Origin of the sequence: Cupriavidus sp. IK-TO18 (assembly GCF_015549295.1) — a bacterium.
In the GTDB taxonomy this organism is placed as follows: Bacteria; Pseudomonadota; Gammaproteobacteria; order Burkholderiales; family Burkholderiaceae; genus Cupriavidus; species Cupriavidus oxalaticus_A.
In genome coordinates this window covers 101,336-118,573 of the sequence record NZ_JADGMP010000006.1, presented here as the reverse complement: position 1 = coordinate 118,573, position 17,238 = coordinate 101,336, and the positions used below count along the sequence as shown (strand labels likewise).

Annotated in this window: 17 protein-coding genes; 4 read left to right on the top strand and 13 right to left on the bottom strand. The window is 68.8% G+C overall.

Going from position 1 to position 17,238, the window contains the following annotated elements; all coding sequences use genetic code 11:
- Positions 1 to 29: 29 nt before the first annotated feature.
- Entirely contained in the window at positions 30 to 1,163 is a 1,134-nt protein-coding gene (locus IPF36_RS04490) for an acyl-CoA dehydrogenase family protein (protein ID WP_195427400.1), read from the bottom strand.
- A gap of 181 nt (positions 1,164 to 1,344) precedes the next feature.
- Here IPF36_RS04490 and IPF36_RS04485 point away from each other — a divergent pair, with 181 nt between their 5' ends.
- Positions 1,345 to 2,361 carry an AraC family transcriptional regulator gene (locus IPF36_RS04485; RefSeq protein ID WP_195427470.1) on the top strand — a complete coding sequence of 339 codons (1,017 nt, stop codon included), beginning with the start codon at positions 1,345 to 1,347 and terminating at the stop codon, positions 2,359 to 2,361.
- Positions 2,362 to 2,405: 44 nt separating this feature from the next.
- On the opposite strand, the gene IPF36_RS04480 is transcribed toward IPF36_RS04485, so the two are convergent.
- The 10 genes from IPF36_RS04480 to IPF36_RS04435 all read right to left on the bottom strand — a co-directional run bounded on the left by IPF36_RS04480 (position 2,406) and on the right by IPF36_RS04435 (position 13,014).
- Positions 2,406 to 3,623 carry a GGDEF domain-containing protein gene (locus IPF36_RS04480; RefSeq protein ID WP_195427399.1) on the bottom strand — a complete coding sequence of 406 codons (1,218 nt, stop codon included), beginning with the start codon at positions 3,621 to 3,623 and terminating at the stop codon, positions 2,406 to 2,408.
- Between the two features lie 162 nt (positions 3,624 to 3,785).
- Complete coding sequence (locus tag IPF36_RS04475; RefSeq protein WP_165971434.1) at positions 3,786 to 3,923, bottom strand: hypothetical protein; 138 nt, start codon at positions 3,921 to 3,923, stop codon at positions 3,786 to 3,788.
- A 126-nt stretch (positions 3,924 to 4,049) separates the two neighbouring features.
- Positions 4,050 to 4,892 carry an S-formylglutathione hydrolase gene (gene fghA, locus IPF36_RS04470; RefSeq protein ID WP_167884568.1) on the bottom strand — a complete coding sequence of 281 codons (843 nt, stop codon included), beginning with the start codon at positions 4,890 to 4,892 and terminating at the stop codon, positions 4,050 to 4,052.
- A 22-nt stretch (positions 4,893 to 4,914) separates the two neighbouring features.
- Complete coding sequence (locus IPF36_RS04465) at positions 4,915 to 6,021, bottom strand: S-(hydroxymethyl)glutathione dehydrogenase/class III alcohol dehydrogenase (RefSeq protein WP_063240278.1); 1,107 nt, start codon at positions 6,019 to 6,021, stop codon at positions 4,915 to 4,917.
- Between the two features lie 135 nt (positions 6,022 to 6,156).
- The gene (locus IPF36_RS04460; protein ID WP_135702534.1) at positions 6,157 to 7,521 is read right to left on the bottom strand and encodes an NTP/NDP exchange transporter; all 1,365 of its coding nucleotides are present in this window, start codon (positions 7,519 to 7,521) and stop codon (positions 6,157 to 6,159) included.
- Positions 7,522 to 7,536: 15 nt separating this feature from the next.
- Complete coding sequence (locus IPF36_RS04455; RefSeq protein WP_135702536.1) at positions 7,537 to 8,457, bottom strand: aldo/keto reductase; 921 nt, start codon at positions 8,455 to 8,457, stop codon at positions 7,537 to 7,539.
- 164 nt (positions 8,458 to 8,621) lie between these two features.
- Positions 8,622 to 9,983 (bottom strand): GntP family permease, encoded by a 1,362-nt coding sequence (locus IPF36_RS04450; RefSeq protein ID WP_195427398.1) that lies wholly within the window; start codon positions 9,981 to 9,983, stop codon positions 8,622 to 8,624.
- A 217-nt stretch (positions 9,984 to 10,200) separates the two neighbouring features.
- Positions 10,201 to 10,593: a RidA family protein gene (locus tag IPF36_RS04445; protein WP_195427397.1), complete on the bottom strand. Its 393-nt coding sequence runs from the start codon at positions 10,591 to 10,593 to the stop codon at positions 10,201 to 10,203.
- Between the two features lie 58 nt (positions 10,594 to 10,651).
- Complete coding sequence (locus IPF36_RS04440) at positions 10,652 to 12,106, bottom strand: amidohydrolase family protein (RefSeq protein WP_135702538.1); 1,455 nt, start codon at positions 12,104 to 12,106, stop codon at positions 10,652 to 10,654.
- Between the two features lie 2 nt (positions 12,107 to 12,108).
- Positions 12,109 to 13,014 (bottom strand): MurR/RpiR family transcriptional regulator, encoded by a 906-nt coding sequence (locus IPF36_RS04435; RefSeq protein WP_135702540.1) that lies wholly within the window; start codon positions 13,012 to 13,014, stop codon positions 12,109 to 12,111.
- A gap of 210 nt (positions 13,015 to 13,224) precedes the next feature.
- Here IPF36_RS04435 and IPF36_RS04430 point away from each other — a divergent pair, with 210 nt between their 5' ends.
- The 3 genes from IPF36_RS04430 to IPF36_RS04420 all read left to right on the top strand — a co-directional run bounded on the left by IPF36_RS04430 (position 13,225) and on the right by IPF36_RS04420 (position 16,154).
- Entirely contained in the window at positions 13,225 to 14,493 is a 1,269-nt protein-coding gene (locus tag IPF36_RS04430) for an amino acid deaminase (protein WP_195427396.1), read from the top strand.
- A gap of 13 nt (positions 14,494 to 14,506) precedes the next feature.
- Entirely contained in the window at positions 14,507 to 15,445 is a 939-nt protein-coding gene (locus IPF36_RS04425; RefSeq protein ID WP_195427395.1) for a sugar kinase, read from the top strand.
- Positions 15,446 to 15,509: 64 nt separating this feature from the next.
- Positions 15,510 to 16,154, top strand: a complete 645-nt coding sequence (locus tag IPF36_RS04420; RefSeq protein ID WP_133093220.1) for a bifunctional 4-hydroxy-2-oxoglutarate aldolase/2-dehydro-3-deoxy-phosphogluconate aldolase — start codon at positions 15,510 to 15,512, stop codon at positions 16,152 to 16,154.
- Between the two features lie 90 nt (positions 16,155 to 16,244).
- On the opposite strand, the gene IPF36_RS34355 is transcribed toward IPF36_RS04420, so the two are convergent.
- A complete protein-coding gene (locus IPF36_RS34355; protein ID WP_226797783.1) occupies positions 16,245 to 16,361 on the bottom strand; it encodes an entericidin A/B family lipoprotein in 117 nt (38 codons plus the stop codon).
- A gap of 31 nt (positions 16,362 to 16,392) precedes the next feature.
- Positions 16,393 to 16,923: an EAL domain-containing protein gene (locus IPF36_RS04410; protein WP_368671112.1), complete on the bottom strand. Its 531-nt coding sequence runs from the start codon at positions 16,921 to 16,923 to the stop codon at positions 16,393 to 16,395.
- Positions 16,924 to 17,238 lie beyond the last annotated feature (315 nt).

Below are 17,238 nucleotides of genomic sequence, written 5' to 3'. Positions count from 1 at the left end.
CGGTGTGTTGGTATGAGGTGGGCAAGGGATTACAGGCTGCGCGCGATCAGCATGCGCTGGATCTCGCTGGTGCCTTCGTAGATCTGGGTGATGCGGGCATCGCGGTAGTGGCGCTCGACCGGGTAGTCTTCCAGGTAGCCATAGCCGCCGTGGATCTGCAGCGCCTTGGAGCAGACGCGCTCGGCCAGCTCGGACGCGTACAGCTTGGCCTGCGAAGCTTCGGACAGGCACGGCACGCCCTCGCTGCGCATGCGCGCGGCACGGTGCACCAGCAGGCGCGCGGCGTTCAGCTCGGTGGCCATGTCGGCCAGCATGTTGGCGATGGGCGGATGCTCGCGCAGCGGGCGGCCGAACTGGATGCGCTCTGATGCATAGCGGCACGCGGCCTCGAACGCCGAACGCGCAATGCCGATCGCCTGCGCGGCAATGCCGATGCGGCCGCCTTCGAGGTTGGACAGCGCGATGCGCAGCCCCTCGCCAGGCTCGCCCAGCAATGCGTCGTGCGGCACGGTGCAGTCTTCCAGCGTGATGGCGCAGGTGTCCGAGGCGCGGATGCCGAGCTTCTTCTCCGGCGCGTGGACGACAAAGCCCGGCGTGTCGGTGGGCACCAGGAAGGCCGAGATGCCTTTCTTGCCGCGCTCCGGCTCGGTCGAGGCAAACACTACGGCAACGCCGGCGCGCTGGCCGTTGGTGACGAACTGCTTGCTGCCGTTGAGCACCCAGCCGTTGTCGGTAAAGCGGGCGCGCGTGCGCAGGTTGTGCGCTTCCGAGCCGGCCTGCGGCTCGGTCAGGCAGAAGGCACCGATCAGTTCGCCGCTGGCCAGGCGCGCCAGGTAGCGTTCCTTCTGCGCATCGGTGCCGTAGTGCAGGATCGGGCCGCAGCCGACCGAATTGTGCACGCTCATCAGCGTGGCGCAGGCGGCGCAGCCCGCGGCGATTTCTTCGATGGCGAGCGCGTACGCGACATAGTCGGTGTAGGTGCCGCCCCAGTCCTCCGGCACGATCATGCCGAGCAGGCCCAGCGCGCCCATTTCGGCGACGACCTCTTCGGGCAGGCGGCCGTCGCGGTCCCACTGGGCGGCGCCGGCGGCGAGGCGCTCGCTGGCAAAGGCGCGCGCGCTGTCGCGGATCATCTGTTGCTGTTCGGTGTAGTCGCTGTGCATGGCAGGTTGGCGTGGTGGTGTTCCGCGGGGGGCTTTATGTAAAGCGCGTTGGCGCGGCGCCGCATCTGAGGCAGAATGCGCGCTCGGCGTCGTGGCCTGCGGGCAGTGTAGGAACGCCGCGGGCGGGCTCCTATGCCAAAATCCGCCAATCTTCATGAACTCGTTTGCCACCCGCCGGACCATGGAAAAAGGCAGCGTCGCGCTTTGTTTTGTCCACCATGCCATCGCCGGGCTGCAGGCGCGCGGGATCGACCCGGGGCCGGTGCTGCGCAGCGCCGGCATCGCGCCCGAATTGCTGGCAGTGCCGCAGGCCAGGGTGTCGGCGGCCAGCTACAGCGAACTGTGGCTGGGGGTCGCCGCCGCTCTGGACGACGAATTCTTCGGCCAGGATTCGCGCAGCATGAAGTGCGGCAGCTTTGCCATGCTGTGCCACGCGGTCTTCGGCAGCCGCACGCTTGGGCAGGGGCTGGAGCGCATTACGCGGTATTTCCGGCTGCTGCTGGACGATATCGGCGTGCGCCTGGACCGGCACGGGGACGAGGCCGCGCTGGTGCTGACCGCGCCCAACGCGGTGCTGGGGCGGCAGCCCGGCGTGTTCGCCAAGGAAACCATGCTGATCATGCTGCATGGCTTGATGAGCTGGCTGTTGCGCCGGCGCGTGCCGGTGCGGCTCGCGGCGTTCGACTACGCTGAGCCGCCTTACAGCGCCGAATACCGCGTGATGTACTCGCGCCAGCTTGCCTTTGACCAGCCGGCCACGGCGCTGGTGTTCGACGCCGCGCTGCTGGACCAGCCGGTGCGCCAGGACGAGCGCAGCCTGAAGGCGTTCCTGCGCGATGCGCCGCACAACGTGGTGGTGAAGTATTCCGACCGCAGCAGCGTCGGCGCGCGCGTGCGCAGGCTGCTGCGCAACCAGCGGCCCGAACTCTGGCCCACCTTCGAGGCGCTGGCGGTCAGCCTGAACCTGTCGGCTTCATCGCTGCGGCGCCGCCTGATGGACGAGGGCGTGAGCTACCAGGACCTGAAGGACGGGCTGCGGCGCGACCTTGCCATCGAGGCGCTCAGCCATTCGGGCCGCCCGGTGGCGGATATCGCGGCGGAACTGGGGTTTGCCGAGCCGGGCGCGTTCCACCGGGCATTCAGGCGCTGGACCGGCTCGCGGCCCGGCGCTTACCGCCGCGTGGTGGAAGAGGATTGACGGGATTGACGGGATTGACGGGATTGACGGGGGATTGAAGCGACTCAGGCATCGAGCGCCTGCGCGGTCTCCGTTGCCGCCTGCGTAGCCGCGGCAGGCCCGCTGTGCGCCGCGATGCGGTTGCGCCCGCCCACCTTGGCGCGATACAGCGCCGCATCGGCACGCGCGCTCAGCTGCGCCAGCGTCAGGCCCGGATGCCAGCCGGCGGTGCCGCCGCTGACGGTATAGCGCACGGTGTGGGTGCCGCCGTCCGCCGCTGCCGTCGTGACCGCATGGCGCTGCACGCAGGCGCGGATGCGCTCGGCCACCGCGCCTGCGCCGGCCTCGCCGGTGGCGGGCAGCAGCACCATGAACTCTTCGCCGCCGAGACGGCCCAGCAGGTCGCCGGGCCGCAGTTGCGCCGCCACCAGCCTTGCGAACGCCTGCAGCACGGCATCGCCGGCCGCGTGGCCGTAGGTGTCGTTGACCGACTTGAAATGGTCGATGTCGACGATCAGCAACGCGGGGGCCGGCTTGCCGCCGGCGGCGCGCGCCAGCTCGCGCTGTGCGCCTTCCTCGAACGCCTTGCGCGACAGCACGCCGGTCAGCGTATCGGTATTGGCGACCGCTTCGAGCCGGCGCACGATGGCGTCATGGATCATCAGCACCGCGCCCATGGTCATCGCGGGCATCACCAGCGCACCCAGGGTCAGGAACACCGTGTTGAGGAACATGGATTCCTGCAGGTAGGGATTGCCCAGCCACTGCAGCGCCGACAGCGTGCCGCGCACCGCATGGCCGGCGGCGAAAAACAGCGCGAAGCAGGCGGTCGTGATGAAGAACCGTGCCGATTGTCCGCGCGGGCGGCGGCGCAGCAAGGTCAGCGCGATCAGCGCGCACAGCACCGCATGGAAGACCGAGACAATGACGACGCGCGTGGTGAAGACGTCGACGGCATAGCGCCAGACGATCACGCCTGCAGTCGTCACCGCCGTCGCCGCCAGCAACCGCCGCCACGGCGGCACGCCGCCGCAGAAGCGCACGCTGCCGGCGTAGAACAGGGCCAGCGACCACGCCAGCGCGGCGTTGGCAACGCCAACCGACAACAAATCCGGGATCATGCCGCGCAGCGAGAACAGCACCAGCGCCCCGGTCGCGGTCAGGTTGGCATTGCACCATTCGCCTACACCCGGCAGCCCACAGCGGCGCAGCGACCACACGATGGCCAGCATCATGGCGCTGAGCGCGGTCGTGATGGTGAGCAGGGCGATCGGGACGGACATCGGACAGGGCTGGCTGCGGCGTGACGGTAATGCGCCGGTCCGGCGCGACCCGTAATGATACGGGGCGAGCAGGGCCAGCGGGCGCCGCCAGGGGCGCGCCGTCGTGCCGTCCGTGGGATGTGAGGTTGCCGCCGCTTGTGCCGGCGCTGTCGCGGCGCCTGGCTAGTCGGTTCGTCGTGGCGGTTCGTGCGGCTCGTCGGTGCGCAGCACCGGGTCATTGCGCAACAACCATCGCACCGCGATCAGCAGCGCTGCCAGGCAGCCGAGGATATAGCCGCCGAGGGAGACGACGTGGTTCATGATGTGACCCCATCTTGTTCCGGCTCTGAGGCCGGTCGAGCAGCAATTATGGGATCGGGCCCGGCACCGGGCATCCCCTGAATGGGGGCCGGTGCGGGGCTATGGGTGCGCTTGAGCGCTCAGGCGCTAGAGCTGCCCGGCGTGGTGCCGGATATGGTCGGCGATGAAGGTCGTGATGAAGTAATAGCCGTGGTCGTAGCCGCTGTGCCGGCGCAGCGTCAGCGGCTGGCCCGCCGCCTGGCAGGCGGCCTCGAATGCGTCGGGGTGCAGCTGGGTCTGCAGGAACTGGTCGTCCAGGCCCTGGTCGACCAGGATGCCGGCCGGGAACGGCGCGCCTTGCTGGCGCACCATCAGCTCGGTGGCGTCGTACTGCGTCCATGCCCCACGGTCGATGCCGAGATAGCCGGTGAAGGCCTTCTCGCCCCACGGGCAGCGCATCGGCGCGGCGATCGGCGCGAATGCCGACACCGAGCGGAAGCGCCCGGGGTGGCGCTGCGCCAGCACCAGCGCGCCGTGGCCGCCCATCGAATGCCCGAAGATCCCCACGCGCGACGCCTCGCCCGGCAGCGCGGTGGTGACCAGGTCGAACAGTTCCTCGGCGACATAGCTTTCCATGCGCCAGTGCCGGCTCCAGGGCGCCTCGGTGGCGTCGACGTAGAAGCCCGCGCCCACGCCGAAGTCCCACGCATCGGCCTCGCCCGGCACGCCCGCGCCGCGCGGGCTGGTGTCGGGCGCGACCAGCATCAGGCCGTGTTCGGCGGCAAAGCGCTGCGCGCCGGCCTTGATCATGAAGGTTTCTTCTGTGCAGGTCAGGCCGGCCAGGTAGAACAGCACCGGCACCTTGGCGCCGCCCTGCGCCTGCGGCGGCAGGAACACCGAGAAGCGCATCGGCAGCCCGATCGCCGCCGAATCATGGCGGTAGAAGCGCTGCACGCCGCCATGGCAGCCGTGTTGCGAGATCAGTTCCAACAGTTCCATGTCGGCGCCGTCCTCAGTACAACACCACCGAGCGGATCGACTCGCCGCGCTTCATCAGGTCGAAGCCTTCGTTGATGCGCTCCAGCGGCAGCGTGTGCGTGATCAGGTCGTCGATATTGAGCTTGCCTTCCATGTACCAGTCGACGATCTTCGGCACGTCGGTGCGGCCGCGCGCGCCGCCGAAGGCCGAGCCTTTCCACTCGCGCCCGGTCACCAGCTGGAACGGGCGCGTCGAGATCTCGGCGCCAGCCTCGGCCACGCCGATGATGATCGACTTGCCCCAGCCCTTGTGGCAGCACTCCAGCGCCTGGCGCATGACCTGCGTATTGCCGATGCATTCAAACGAGTAGTCCGCGCCGCCATCGGTCAGCTGGATGATGTGGTCGACCACGTTCTCGACCTGCTTCGGGTTGATGAAATGCGTCATGCCGAACTTGCGTGCCATGGCCTCGCGCGCCGGGTTCAGGTCCACGCCGATGATCTTGTCGGCACCGACCATCTTTGCGGCCTGGATCACGTTCAGGCCGATGCCGCCGAGGCCGAACACCACCACGTTGGCGCCGGCTTCCACCTTGGCGGTGAACAGCACCGCGCCGACGCCGGTGGTCACGCCGCAGCCGATGTAGCAGACCTTGTCGAACGGGGCATCGGGGCGGATCTTGGCGAGCGCGATCTCCGGCACCACGATGTGGTTGGCGAAGGTCGAGGTGCCCATGTAGTGGAAGATCGGCTTGCCGTCGAGCGAGAAGCGCGAGGTGCCGTCCGGCATCAGCCCCTTGCCCTGCGTGGCGCGGATCGCCTGGCACAGGTTGGTCTTGCGCGACAGGCAGAACTTGCACTGGCGGCATTCCGGCGTGTACAGCGGAATCACGTGGTCGCCGGGCTTGAGCGAGGTCACGCCGGGGCCGACGTCGGTGACGATGCCGGCGCCTTCATGGCCCAGGATCGCCGGGAAAATGCCTTCGGGATCGGCGCCGGACAGCGTGTAGTAATCGGTATGACAGATGCCGGTGGCCTTCACTTCCACCAGCACTTCCCCGGCGCGCGGGCCGTCCAGGTCCACGTCTTCGATGGTCAGCGGGGCGCCGGCTTTCCAGGCGATGGCGGCTTTGGTCTTCATGGGGTCCTCCGGGGAAAAGATGTACGGATGGGCTCGGCGGCGGGCAAAGACACCGGCAACGCAGGCCCGAGCGCAAGAGCAAGACTATACGACCATCCGGTGACACCAGGCCAGTGCCAGGTTCTGAAGCAGGGATCAGCGCGAAGTCGTGGTCGCGCCTTCGGCCCCGGCGTGGCGGCTCGCCTCCCGCGGCGCCAGCTCGGTCTCGTGCCGCCGCCCCAGCCACCATCCCAGTGCTGCCCATGCCAGCGCCAGCCCGGCACCCGCCAGGGCGACCGTGGCGGGTTGGCCGGAAATCGTATCGATGGCGGTCTTGACCCATGCGCTGACCGCATCGCCGGCGCGATAGACCGCGGTGTCGATCACGTTCTTGGCCTTGTACTTGGTCTCGGGATCGACCACCGTGAACAGCATCTCGCGCCCGGGCCGCAGCAGCGCATACTCGCCCACGCGCCGCAGGATCATCACGCCCGCCAGCACGCCGAAGGTCGGCACCAGTGCCAGCACCACGAAGCCCGCCGCGACCGCCAGCGGCACCGCGGTCAGCAGCAGCGTGACGCCGTAGCGCCGCGCCATGCGGCCGGTGAAGAACAGCTGGACCAGGATGGTCAGCGCCTGGACCGTGGCGTCGAGCGCGCTGAAGACCTGGGTTTGCCGTGTGCGCTCGGGGAAGGCCTCGGCCACCAGCCGCGCCTGCTCGAAATACAGGAAGGTGCTGGCCGTGGCCAGCAGGATCACGAACAGCCCGATGCCGAGCAGGTAGCGCGAGCGCAGCAACAACGCCAGCCCCGCCCACAGGCCGCCGCCGACCGGGTTGGCGGGATCGCTGGCGGCATCCGCGGGCACTTCATGGCCCGCGCCGGCTCGGCGGCGCCAGCCGAACAGCCAGCCCACCCCCGGCAGCGTCGCGGCGAGCAGCGCCGCGGACAACAGCATCAGCCCCGTCAGCCCGATGCGCGGCACCAGCCAGCCGCCCAGCACCGGCCCGGCCAGCCCGCCCGCGCTGGCGCCCGCGGCCAGCAGCGCGAACAGCCGCCGCGCCTGCTCCGGCCGGAACACGTCGGCCATCAGGCTCCACGCCACGGACACCACGAACAGGTTGAACACCGACAGCCACACGTAGAACACGCGCGCCAGCCAGACATCGTCCGGCCGTGCGCGCGTGGCGAAGGCAAAGGCGAGCAGGTTGGCGATAAAGAACGCGTAGACCCACGGCACGAAGCGCCGCCGCGGCAGCCGCGCGCACACCGCGCCGTACACCGGGATCGCCGCCAGCATGACGACGAAGGTCGCGGTAAACAGCCATTGCAGGTTCTTCACGCCGCCGGCGATGCCCATGGTCTCGCGCACCGGGCGCAGCATGAAATAGCTGGCGAACAGGCAGAAGAAGAACAGGAAGCCGGCCACCACCGCGCCGGCCTCGCCGGGGCGGATGCCGAAGCCGCGCCGCAGCCGTGCCAGGCCGCCGCCGGCGGATGCGTCGCGATCGGGTTCGTCCATGCGGCCCGTCGCGCCTCAGGCCAGCAGCGCGGCGATGCGCTCGCGCTGGCCCGGATCGGGCATGCGCCCCAGCGCGGCGCCGAGGTTATCGGCCATGTTGCGCGGCTTGGAGGTGGCGGGGATGGCGGCGGTCACCGCCGGATGGCTGACGATGAATTTCAGGAACAGCTGGCCCCATGAGCCGCAGTCGATGTCTCCGGCCCACTGCGGCAGCGGCCGGTCCTTGACCACGCGGAACAGGCGGCCGTCCTGGTACGGGCGGTTGATCAGCACCGCGACGCCGCGCTCCTGGCACAGCGGCAGCAGCACGCGCTCGGCATTGCGCTCGGCCACCGAGTAGTTGACCTGGACGAAATCGACGCGCTCGTTGCGCACGATCCGCTCCAGCGCCTCGTGCGCGTCGTCGCGGTAATGGGTGATGCCCAGGTAGCGGATGCGGCCCTGTTCCTTCAGCTCCCGCAGGAAGCGCAGGTTGCCTTGCCAGTCGATCAGGTTGTGCACTTGCAGCAGGTCGACCTTGTCCACGCGCAGGTCGGCCAGCGAGCGCCCCCACTGCGCCTGCGCCGGGGCACCGGACTGGGCCGAGATCTTGGTCGCCAGGAACACGCGTTGCCGGGCGTTGGCCGCGCGCAGCAGGTCGCCGGTCACTGCCTCGGCGTTGCCATAGCTGGGCGCGGTGTCGATGACCGAGCCTTCGGTGCGCAACAGCATCGCCATGACTTCGGCCAGCGGCTTGCGCTCGGTGGCTTCGCTGCTGACGTTGAAGGTGTCGGCCGTGCCCATGCCCACGACGGGCAGGGCCTCGGTGGTGCCGGGAATGTTGCGGCGCATGGGGACGGCAACGGTGGCGGCCCCGGCGGATAGCGGGGCGATGGCGGCGGCGCTGGCGGTCAGCCCGGCGGCCAGGGCCAGGAATGAGCGGCGGTCGATTGGCATGGAAGCGCTTCGGGACGGGTCATACACTGGTTGACCTTAGGCGCTGGCCGGAGCCTTGTAAACCGCTGCTTCAGTGCGCTATCCGGCACGCCGCGCATCGCGGGCACCGCCGCGCGCATCCTGCTGACGGGGTGCGCGGTACGTCGCGGTACGTCTTTGGCGCTTCAGATCACCGTGGCCAGGCCCAGCGTCAGCAGCAGCGCCACCACCGAGATGATGGTCTCGCACACCGACCAGGTCTGGAAGGTCTGCGTAACGGTCATGTTGAAGTACTCCTTGACCAGCCAGAAGCCGCCGTCGTTCACGTGCGACAGGATCAGCGAGCCGGCGCCGGTGGTCAGCACCAGCAGCTCGGGGCGGGTGCCCGGCACGCTGGCGGCGATCGGCGCGACGATGCCGGCGGCGGTGGTCATGGCGACCGTGGCCGAGCCGGTGGCGATGCGGATCATCACCGCGACCAGCCAGCCCAGCACCAGCACCGACACCTGCGCGCTGGTGGCGACATCGACGATGGCCGTGGAGATCCCCGAGTCGCGCAGGATGCGGCCGAAGCCGCCGCCGGCGCCGACCACCAGCGTGATGATGGCGGTGGGCGCCACGCACTCGTTGGTGAACTTCAGGATGGTTTCGCGGTTGAAGCCGCGCGCCTTGCCGAAGGTGTAGAAGCTCACCAGCGCGGCGATCAGCAGCGCCATCACCGAGTTGCCGATCAGCTTGAGGAAGTCGTTGGCAAAGGTCTTGGGCGTGGTGAAGACGTCGGCCCAGCTGCCGATCAGCATCAGCATCACCGGCAGCAGGATGGTGAACACCGTGATGCCGAAGCCCGGCAGTTCGTGCGATTCCTTGACGCGCTCATCCTCTTCGGTGAACTGGTCGGCCAGCGGGTTGATCTCGGGCAGCTTGACATAGCGGTCCATCAGCTTCGCAAACAGCGGGCCGGCGATGGCCGCCGTGGGAATGCCCACGATCAGCGCGTACATGATGGTCTTGCCAATGTCCGCGCCGTACGCGGTCACGGCCAGCAGTGCGGCCGGATGCGGCGGGATCAGGCCGTGCACCACCGACAGGCCGGCAACCATCGGGATGCCGACCACCACCATCGACGTGCCGGTGCGCTTGGCCACGTTGAAGGCGATCGGCACCAGCAGCACGAAGCCGACCTCGAAGAACACCGGCAGGCCGACGATAAAGGCGATGGTCGCCATGGCCCAGTGCACGTTCTTGGCGCCGAAGAAATCGATCAGCGTGTTGGCGATGCGTTCCGCGCCGCCCGACTCGGCCATCATCTTGCCGAGCATGGTGCCCAGGCCCACCACCAGCGCGATATGGCCGAGGGTGCCGCCGACACCGGCTTCGAATGACTTGACGATGTCGCCCATCGGCATGCCCACGGCAAAGCCGAGCAGCACCGAGACGACAACGAGGGTAATGAAGGGGTTGAGCTTGTAGCGCGCGATCAGCACCACCAGTGCGATCACGGCGATCAGCGCATACACCAAGAGCGTGGTTCCGGTGACGGGACCCATATTGTCTCCTTGTGTGGAATAAAGGCCGCTTGTGGCGGCAGCAGAGGTTTAGGCTTGTTGTTTTCTTCCCTCTCCCGCTTGCGGGAGAGGGGTTGGGGAGAGGGCGGGCGCGTGGCAAGCACCGTGACGGCTCACTTCGTGGTGACGCCGGCCCTCTCCCCCGCGCGGGAGAGGGGAGCAAACAGTCGGGAAGCAGTTAATCAACCAGGCAGCAGGCTCAGGCCGCCGGCTTCTTGTACGCGATGCAGTCCACTTCGACCTTGCAGTCCACCACCATGCTCGACTGCACGCAGGCGCGTGCCGGGGGGGTGGCGCCGAAGTATTCCTTGAAGATCTTGTTGAACGAGGCGAAGTCGCGCGCATCGTCCAGCCACACGCCGCAGCGGACCACGTGCTCGGGGCCGTAGCCGGCCTCGGCCAGGATCGCCAGCACGTTCTTGATGGCCTGGTGGGTCTGCGGCACGATGCCGCCATCGATCAGCTCGCCGCCGACCATCGGCACCTGGCCGGAAACGTAGAGCCAGCCGTCGGCCGCCACTGCGCGCGCAAAGGGCATGTGCGCGCCGCCCTGGCCGGTGCCGCCTTCCACGCCGAATCGTTTGATGTCCATGGGTACTCCTGGAATTTGTTGCCGGGAAAAAATTGAAAGAAAAGGGAGAGGGAGCGAATCAGTCGGCGCCGCGCGCCAGGAAGCGTCCTGCGCGGATGCCGGTCGGCTGCCGCTGCTGCCATGACAGCTCGCCATTGACCCAGACCGCGGCAATGCCTTCGGCGGGCTGCATCGGGTCGGTGAAGCTGGCGGCGTCGCGGATGGTCGCGGCGTCGAACAGCACCAGGTCGGCCCAGTAGCCTTCGCGCACGAAGCCGCGGCCATGCAGGCCGAAGCGCTCGGCGGACAGGCCGGTCATCTTGTTCACGGCGACGGTGAGCGGGAACAGCTCGCGGTCGCGCGCATAGTGGCCCAGCACGCGCGGGAACGCCCCCCACAGGCGCGGATGCGGCAGCGGGTCGTTGGGCAGGCCGTCCGAGCCGACCACGGTGGCGGGGTGGCTCAGGATGCGGTCGACGTCTGCATCTTCCATGCAGTGGTAGACGGCGCCGGCGGGCATCAGCCGGCGCGCGGCCTCGTACAGGTCGACCTGCCATTCGGCGGCGATATCGGCCAGCAGCCGGCCGCCCATCTCGGGCGCGCCTTCGGACCACGTCACCATGATGTCGAAGTCGCTGGTGACCTGCTTCAGGTCCAGCGTCGACGAGCTGGCGGTATAGGGATAGCAGTCGCAGCCCACGGGCTGCCAGCGCTGCGCGCCGTCGAGTGCGTCGAGCACTTCGGTGCTGCGGCCCCAGTTGTCCACGCCCGCGCATTTCAGGTGCGAGATCACCACCGGCACGCGCGCATGGCGGCCGATGCGGAAGGCTTCGTCCATGGCGTCGAGGATCTCGGCGAACTCGCTGCGCAGGTGCGTGGCGTAGAGCGCGCCGGCATGGGCCAGCGGCTCGGCCAGCGCCAGCACTTCCTCGGTCGGCGCGTTGAAGGCATTGGCGTAGGCAAGTCCGGTGGACAGGCCCAGCGCGCCGTGCTGCAGCGACTCTTCCAGCTGCGCGCGCATGGCCGCGATTTCCGCGGGCGTGGCGGCGCGGTCGAGCCGGTCCATATGGTTGCTGCGCAGCGCGGTATGGCCCACCAGCGCGGCGACGTTGATCGCGGGCTGCGCGGCATCGACGGCGTCGACGTAGGCCTTGAAGCTGGGGTAGCGGAACGCGTCGGCATGGCCGAGCAGGTTCATCGGGTCGGGCGGCTCGCCGGAGAGCGTCACCGGCGCGGCGCTGATGCCGCAGTTGCCGACGATCACGGTGGTCACGCCCTGCGACAGCTTGGGCGTCATCTCGGGCTGGCGCACCACGTTGGTATCGTCGTGCGTATGCACGTCGATAAAGCCCGGTGCCAGCACCAGGCCGTGGCCTTCGACCACGTGCGCGGCGGCATCGGGATCGATCGCGCCGCCTTCATCGATGCGGGCAATGCGGCCGTCGCGCAGCGCCACGTCGGCCAGGCGCGCGGCGGCGCCGGAGCCGTCGATCAGCGTGACAAGGCGGATCAGGGTATCGAACAGGTGTGGCATGGTCAGTCTCCCAGCGGCTGGCGGCTGTCCGGGCCCAGGGTGGGGCCGCTCTCACCGCGGTGGCTGTCCAGCACGTACTTGAGCCGGCGCAGGCGCTCCTTGCTCTGGTCCTGCTGCAGCAGCGCACACTGGGTGGCCAGCACGTCCAGCACCATCAGCATCGCGTAGCGGGACGCCGACGGCTTGAAAATGAAATCCGTCTCCAGCGTGCGCACCGGCAGCAGCACGTCGGCGCGTGCGGCCAGCGGCGAGCCCAGCGCGGTCACCGCGACCAGCTTTGCGCCGTATTCGCGCGCGATCTCGCAGCTGGCCAGCATCTCCGGCACGCGCCCGCTGGCCGAGAACGCCAGCACCACGTCGTCGCGGCTCAGCGTGGCCGCCACCATCTTCTGCAGCAGGCCGTCCTGGTAGCTGGCCACCGGCTGGCCCAGCCGCGCCAGGCGGTGGCGTGCCTCGTCGGCCAGGAACGACGAGCCGCCACCCATGCCAAAAGCGTAGACCATGCGTGCGCCCAGCAACAGGCGCGCGGCGTCTTCGATGCGCTGCGCGTCCAGCAGGCCGCGGTTGACTTCGAGCGCGGTCAGGATGTCGGCATGGATGCTGTCGGCCAGCGTTGCCGGGGCTTCGGCAGCTGCATCGGCGCCGCCGGGTTGCAGGAAACGCGCACCCACCGCGGTGGCCTGTGCCAGCCGCAGCTTCAGGTCGCGCACGTCGCGGCAGCCGATGGCCTTGGCGAAGCGGGTCACGCTCGCCTCGCTGACGCCGGCCTTGCGCGCGAGTTCGTTGATGCTCGCGGCAGCGGCGCCGGCCAGGTCTTCCAGCACCACCTGCGCGACCTTCTGCTCGGCCAGGCGCAGCGCGGGGCCGCGCTCGGCGATGCGGGTCAGGATGTCGAAGGGCGCGGTCATGGTTGGGTGGCTGGGGGCAGGGCCGTGAGGCAAAGTGACGCAGGCGGCGGACGCTGTCCGCAAGGGCTATAACAGTGACGGGCGCGAGCTTGGGCGTTGTCTCTGCGGTTCCCTGTGTGCTGTCAGCGTGTTACTTTATAACAAGGATGAAATATCTTATTTTCAGGGCTATCATTACGTCAATCAGATTTTTTCAGGGTGATGACAAGCATGCGTGAAATAAAGTATCAGGCCGGCGTGATCGATCCGCTCAACAAGGCACTGGGGCGGCTGGAGGCCCCGCTGGCCCCGGACGCCGCCCGCACCGGCTGGAGCCTGCTGCAGGAAGAACTGAGCCTGCCGGCCGCGGTGCTTTACGAAGACCGGCTTGCGCACAACCTGGAATGGATGCGCCGCTTCATGGGCGAGTACGGCGTGCAGCTTGCGCCGCACGGCAAAACCACCATGGCACCCAAGCTGTTCGCGCGCCAGCTTGGCGCCGGCGCGTGGGGCATCACGCTGGCAACCGCGCACCAGACCGCCGCGGCGCATGCGCACGGCGTCAAGCGGGTGCTGATGGCCAACCAGCTGGTGGGCCGCCGCAACATGGAAATTATTGCGGACCTGCTGCGCGACGATCCGGGCTTCGAGTTCTTCGCGCTGGTGGACTCCGCCGCGCTGGTCGACCAGCTCGGCAAGTTCTTCAAGGAGCGCGGCCAGACGCTGCAGGTGCTGCTGGAGCTGGGCGTGGCGGGCGGGCGCACCGGCGTGCGCGACGACGCGCAGCAACAGGCCGTGCTCGACGCGCTGGCGCGCTGGCCGCAGGCGCTGTCGCTGGCGGGTGTCGAGATCTATGAAGGCGTGCTGAAGGAAGAGGCCGATATCCGCGCCTTCCTGCAGCGCACCGTGGCGGTGACGCGGCAGCTGGCGCAGCAGGGCCGCTTCGGCCGCAGCCCGGTGGTGATGTCGGGCGCGGGCTCGGCCTGGTATGACGTGGTTGCCGAGGAATTCGCGCGCACCGACATCGGCACGCCGATCGACATCGTGCTGCGTCCCGGCTGCTACCTGACCCATGACGTGGGCATCTATCGCGCCGCGCAGCAGCGCATCCTGGCCAGCAACCCGGTCGCGCAGAAGATGCGCGAGGGCCTGCTGCCGGCGCTGCAGCTATGGGCCTACGTGCAGTCGATCCCCGAGCCGGACCGCGTCATCATCGGCATGGGCAAGCGCGATGCTGCCTTCGATGCCGGCATGCCGACTCCCGCGCAGCTGTACCGCCCGGGCAGCGAGGCGCCGGTCGACGTGCCCGCGCACTGGGAAGTGACCGGCATGATGGACCAGCACGCCTACCTGCAAATCAAGCCGGGCGACGACATCCAGGTCGGCGACATGGTCGCCTTCGATATCTCGCACCCTTGCCTGACCTTCGACAAGTGGCGCCATATCCCGGTGCTGGATCATGACCTGCGCGTGATCGACATTGTGCAAACCTTCTTCTGAGGCGGGCCACCCCATGAGCATCGATATCCTGGCCTACGGCGAGCCGCTGGTGGAGTTCAACCAGCAGCCCGACGATCCCGACCGCTACCTGCAGGGCTTTGGTGGCGATACCTCCAACTTCTGCATCGCCGCGGCGCGGCAGGGCGCCAGCACCGGCTATATCAGCGCTGTGGGCGCCGATACCTTCGGCGAGCGCCTGCGCGCGCTGTGGACGCAGGAGCGGGTCGATACGCGCCACGTCCACGTGGACCCGTCCGCGCCGACCGGCGTCTACTTTGTCTCGCACGACAACCACGGCCACCGCTTCGACTACCTGCGCGAAGGCTCCGCCGCTAGCCGCTACCAGCATGAGCAGCTGCCGCTGGGCGCGATCGCCGCGGCGCGCTATCTGCACCTGTCGGGCATCAGCCTGGCCATCAGCACCAGCGCCTGCGATGCGGGCCTGGCGGCGATGGAGCATGCGCGCAAGGCCGGCACCAAAGTCACGCTCGACACCAACCTGCGCCTGCGGCTGTGGTCGCTGGCGCGCGCGCGCGGCATCATGCGCGAAGCGTTCGCGCTGACCGACGTGTGCCTGCCCAGCTGGGACGACATCACCGTGCTGACGGGGCTGGACGACCGCGATGCCGTCGTCGATTACCTGCTCGGCTGCGGCATCGGCCTGGTGGCGCTCAAGCTGGGCGAGGAGGGCGCTTACGTGGCCACGCCCGAGTCGCGCACGCTGGTGGCGCCGTATCCGGTCAAGCCGGTCGATGCCACCGGTGCCGGCGATTGCTTTGGCGGCAGCTTCGTCGCGCGCCTGGCGGCGGGCGCCGACCCGTTCGAGGCCGCGCGCTACGCCAACGTGGCCGCGGCGCTGTCCACCACCGGCTATGGCGCGGTGGCGCCGATCCCCGATGCGCAGACCGTGATGGCCCGGCTGGCCGAATCGGTTTCGGTGATTGGCGGCTGAGCGGCGGCTAAGCCGGCTGCATTCCCTGACTTTGCTTTCCTGAACCCTTTATCCCGAGACCGACATGCAAAACCAGACTTCCCCGCTGCTCCCCCTGCTGGCCGATGTGCCGGTGATCCCCGTGCTGGAATTCCATTCGGTGGATGAGGCCCTGCACGTCAGCGAGGCGCTGGTCACCGGCGGCCTGCCGCTGCTTGAGATCACGCTGCGCACGCCGGTCGCGCTGGAAGCCATCAAGGCCGTGGCCGCCGCGCTGCCGCAGGCGTACGTGGGCGCCGGCACGGTCCTGACGGTCGAGCAGCTGCATGCCGTGCGCGATGCCGGCGCCAAATTTGCCGTGTCGCCCGGCCTGACCCCGTCGCTGGCGCAGGGCGCGCAGGGCGCGGGGATCTCGCTGTTGCCGGGCGTGGCCACGGCCAGCGAGGCCATGCTGGCGCTGGAGGCCGGCTTCACCTTCCTGAAGTTCTTCCCGGCGCAGGCGGCCGGCGGGGTGCCGATGCTCAAGTCGCTGGGCGGACCGCTGCCGCAGTTGCGCTTCTGCCCGACCGGCGGCATCGATGCCGCGCTGGCGCCGACCTACCTGGCCTTGCCCAACGTGGTGTGCGTGGGCGGGTCGTGGGTGGTGCCCAAGGACGCGGTTGCCGGCAAGGACTGGGGCCGTATCCGTTCGCTGGCCGAGCAGGCACGCGCGCTGCGCAGCAAGGGCTGAGCGCAATGCAAAAACGGCACGCCGCGGGGCGTGCCGTTTTTGCTGCAGACGCGGCCAGGCCGCGTCATTGCGCGGTTGTGGCGGTCCGGCTTACTTGTGCCGGTCCGCCGAGCTTTCCAGCTTCTGGCCGCCGCGCTGAATGTCTTGTCCGAGTCCTGCCATCGTGTTGCAGCCAGCCAACAGGGTGGCAAACAGAACGCACCAGATCCAACCTTTCTTCACGCCGGGCTCCTTTCCATTAGGTTGAGGGTTTGAGGCAGATTTTACCGCCGCTGTCAGCGCGGTTGATATCTGGTATGTGCCAATTTGTAAATCGTGCAATCGGTACAACAGCTGGTACAACAGCTGGCGCCGCTGGCGCCGCCCGGCTTGGCCGCTTCAGCCTGCCGGCGACAGCAGCTCGCGGGCGCGCCGCCGGATAGCGGCGTGCGTCTGCACCAGCCAGGCCGCCGGGAAAGGTTGCGCCAGCAGGTAGCCGGCGCAAGTCTGCAAAGCAATCGAGGATACCGGCGACCGGGGGCACCGCGCTGGCGGGCAGCTCGATGCACAGGCGCTCCGCGGCAATGCCGCCGGTGTCGATGGCCCGTGCCAGGGCACCGACCATTTGCGGGCGGTGCAGCTGCGCGCTTGAGGCCAGCAGCGTAAATTGCAGCGGCGCAAACGCTTCGGTGCTGCGCACCAGCGGCAGCACGCTGTCGAGCAGCCAGCCGCCGAAGCGTTCAACCAGCCCGAGCGTTTCCAGCGCCGGCAGGAAGTCCTGCGGCGCCACGCGCCCCAGCACGGGGCTGCGCCAGCGCAGCAGTCCGGCCGGCCGCGCCGGGGCGTCCGCATCGGATGGCGCTTGTGGGCTTCCCGATGCGCCCAATGGCGTCCCGCCGGGATCGTCGGCATCTGGATACATGAATCGTGCTGCGGGCGGAGGCCGTGCTGGCGGCGCTGTCCCGCGTCTCCCCGTTGTCAGTGGTCCACGTCTGGCAGGACCGCTGGCGCGGGCCGGCTGCTCTCGTCAGGCGTGACTGCGCGCGCCTGCTGCAGCGCAACGGGCTGCAAGGCCAGATCTTAAGCCAAGCCGGGGGCAAGACCT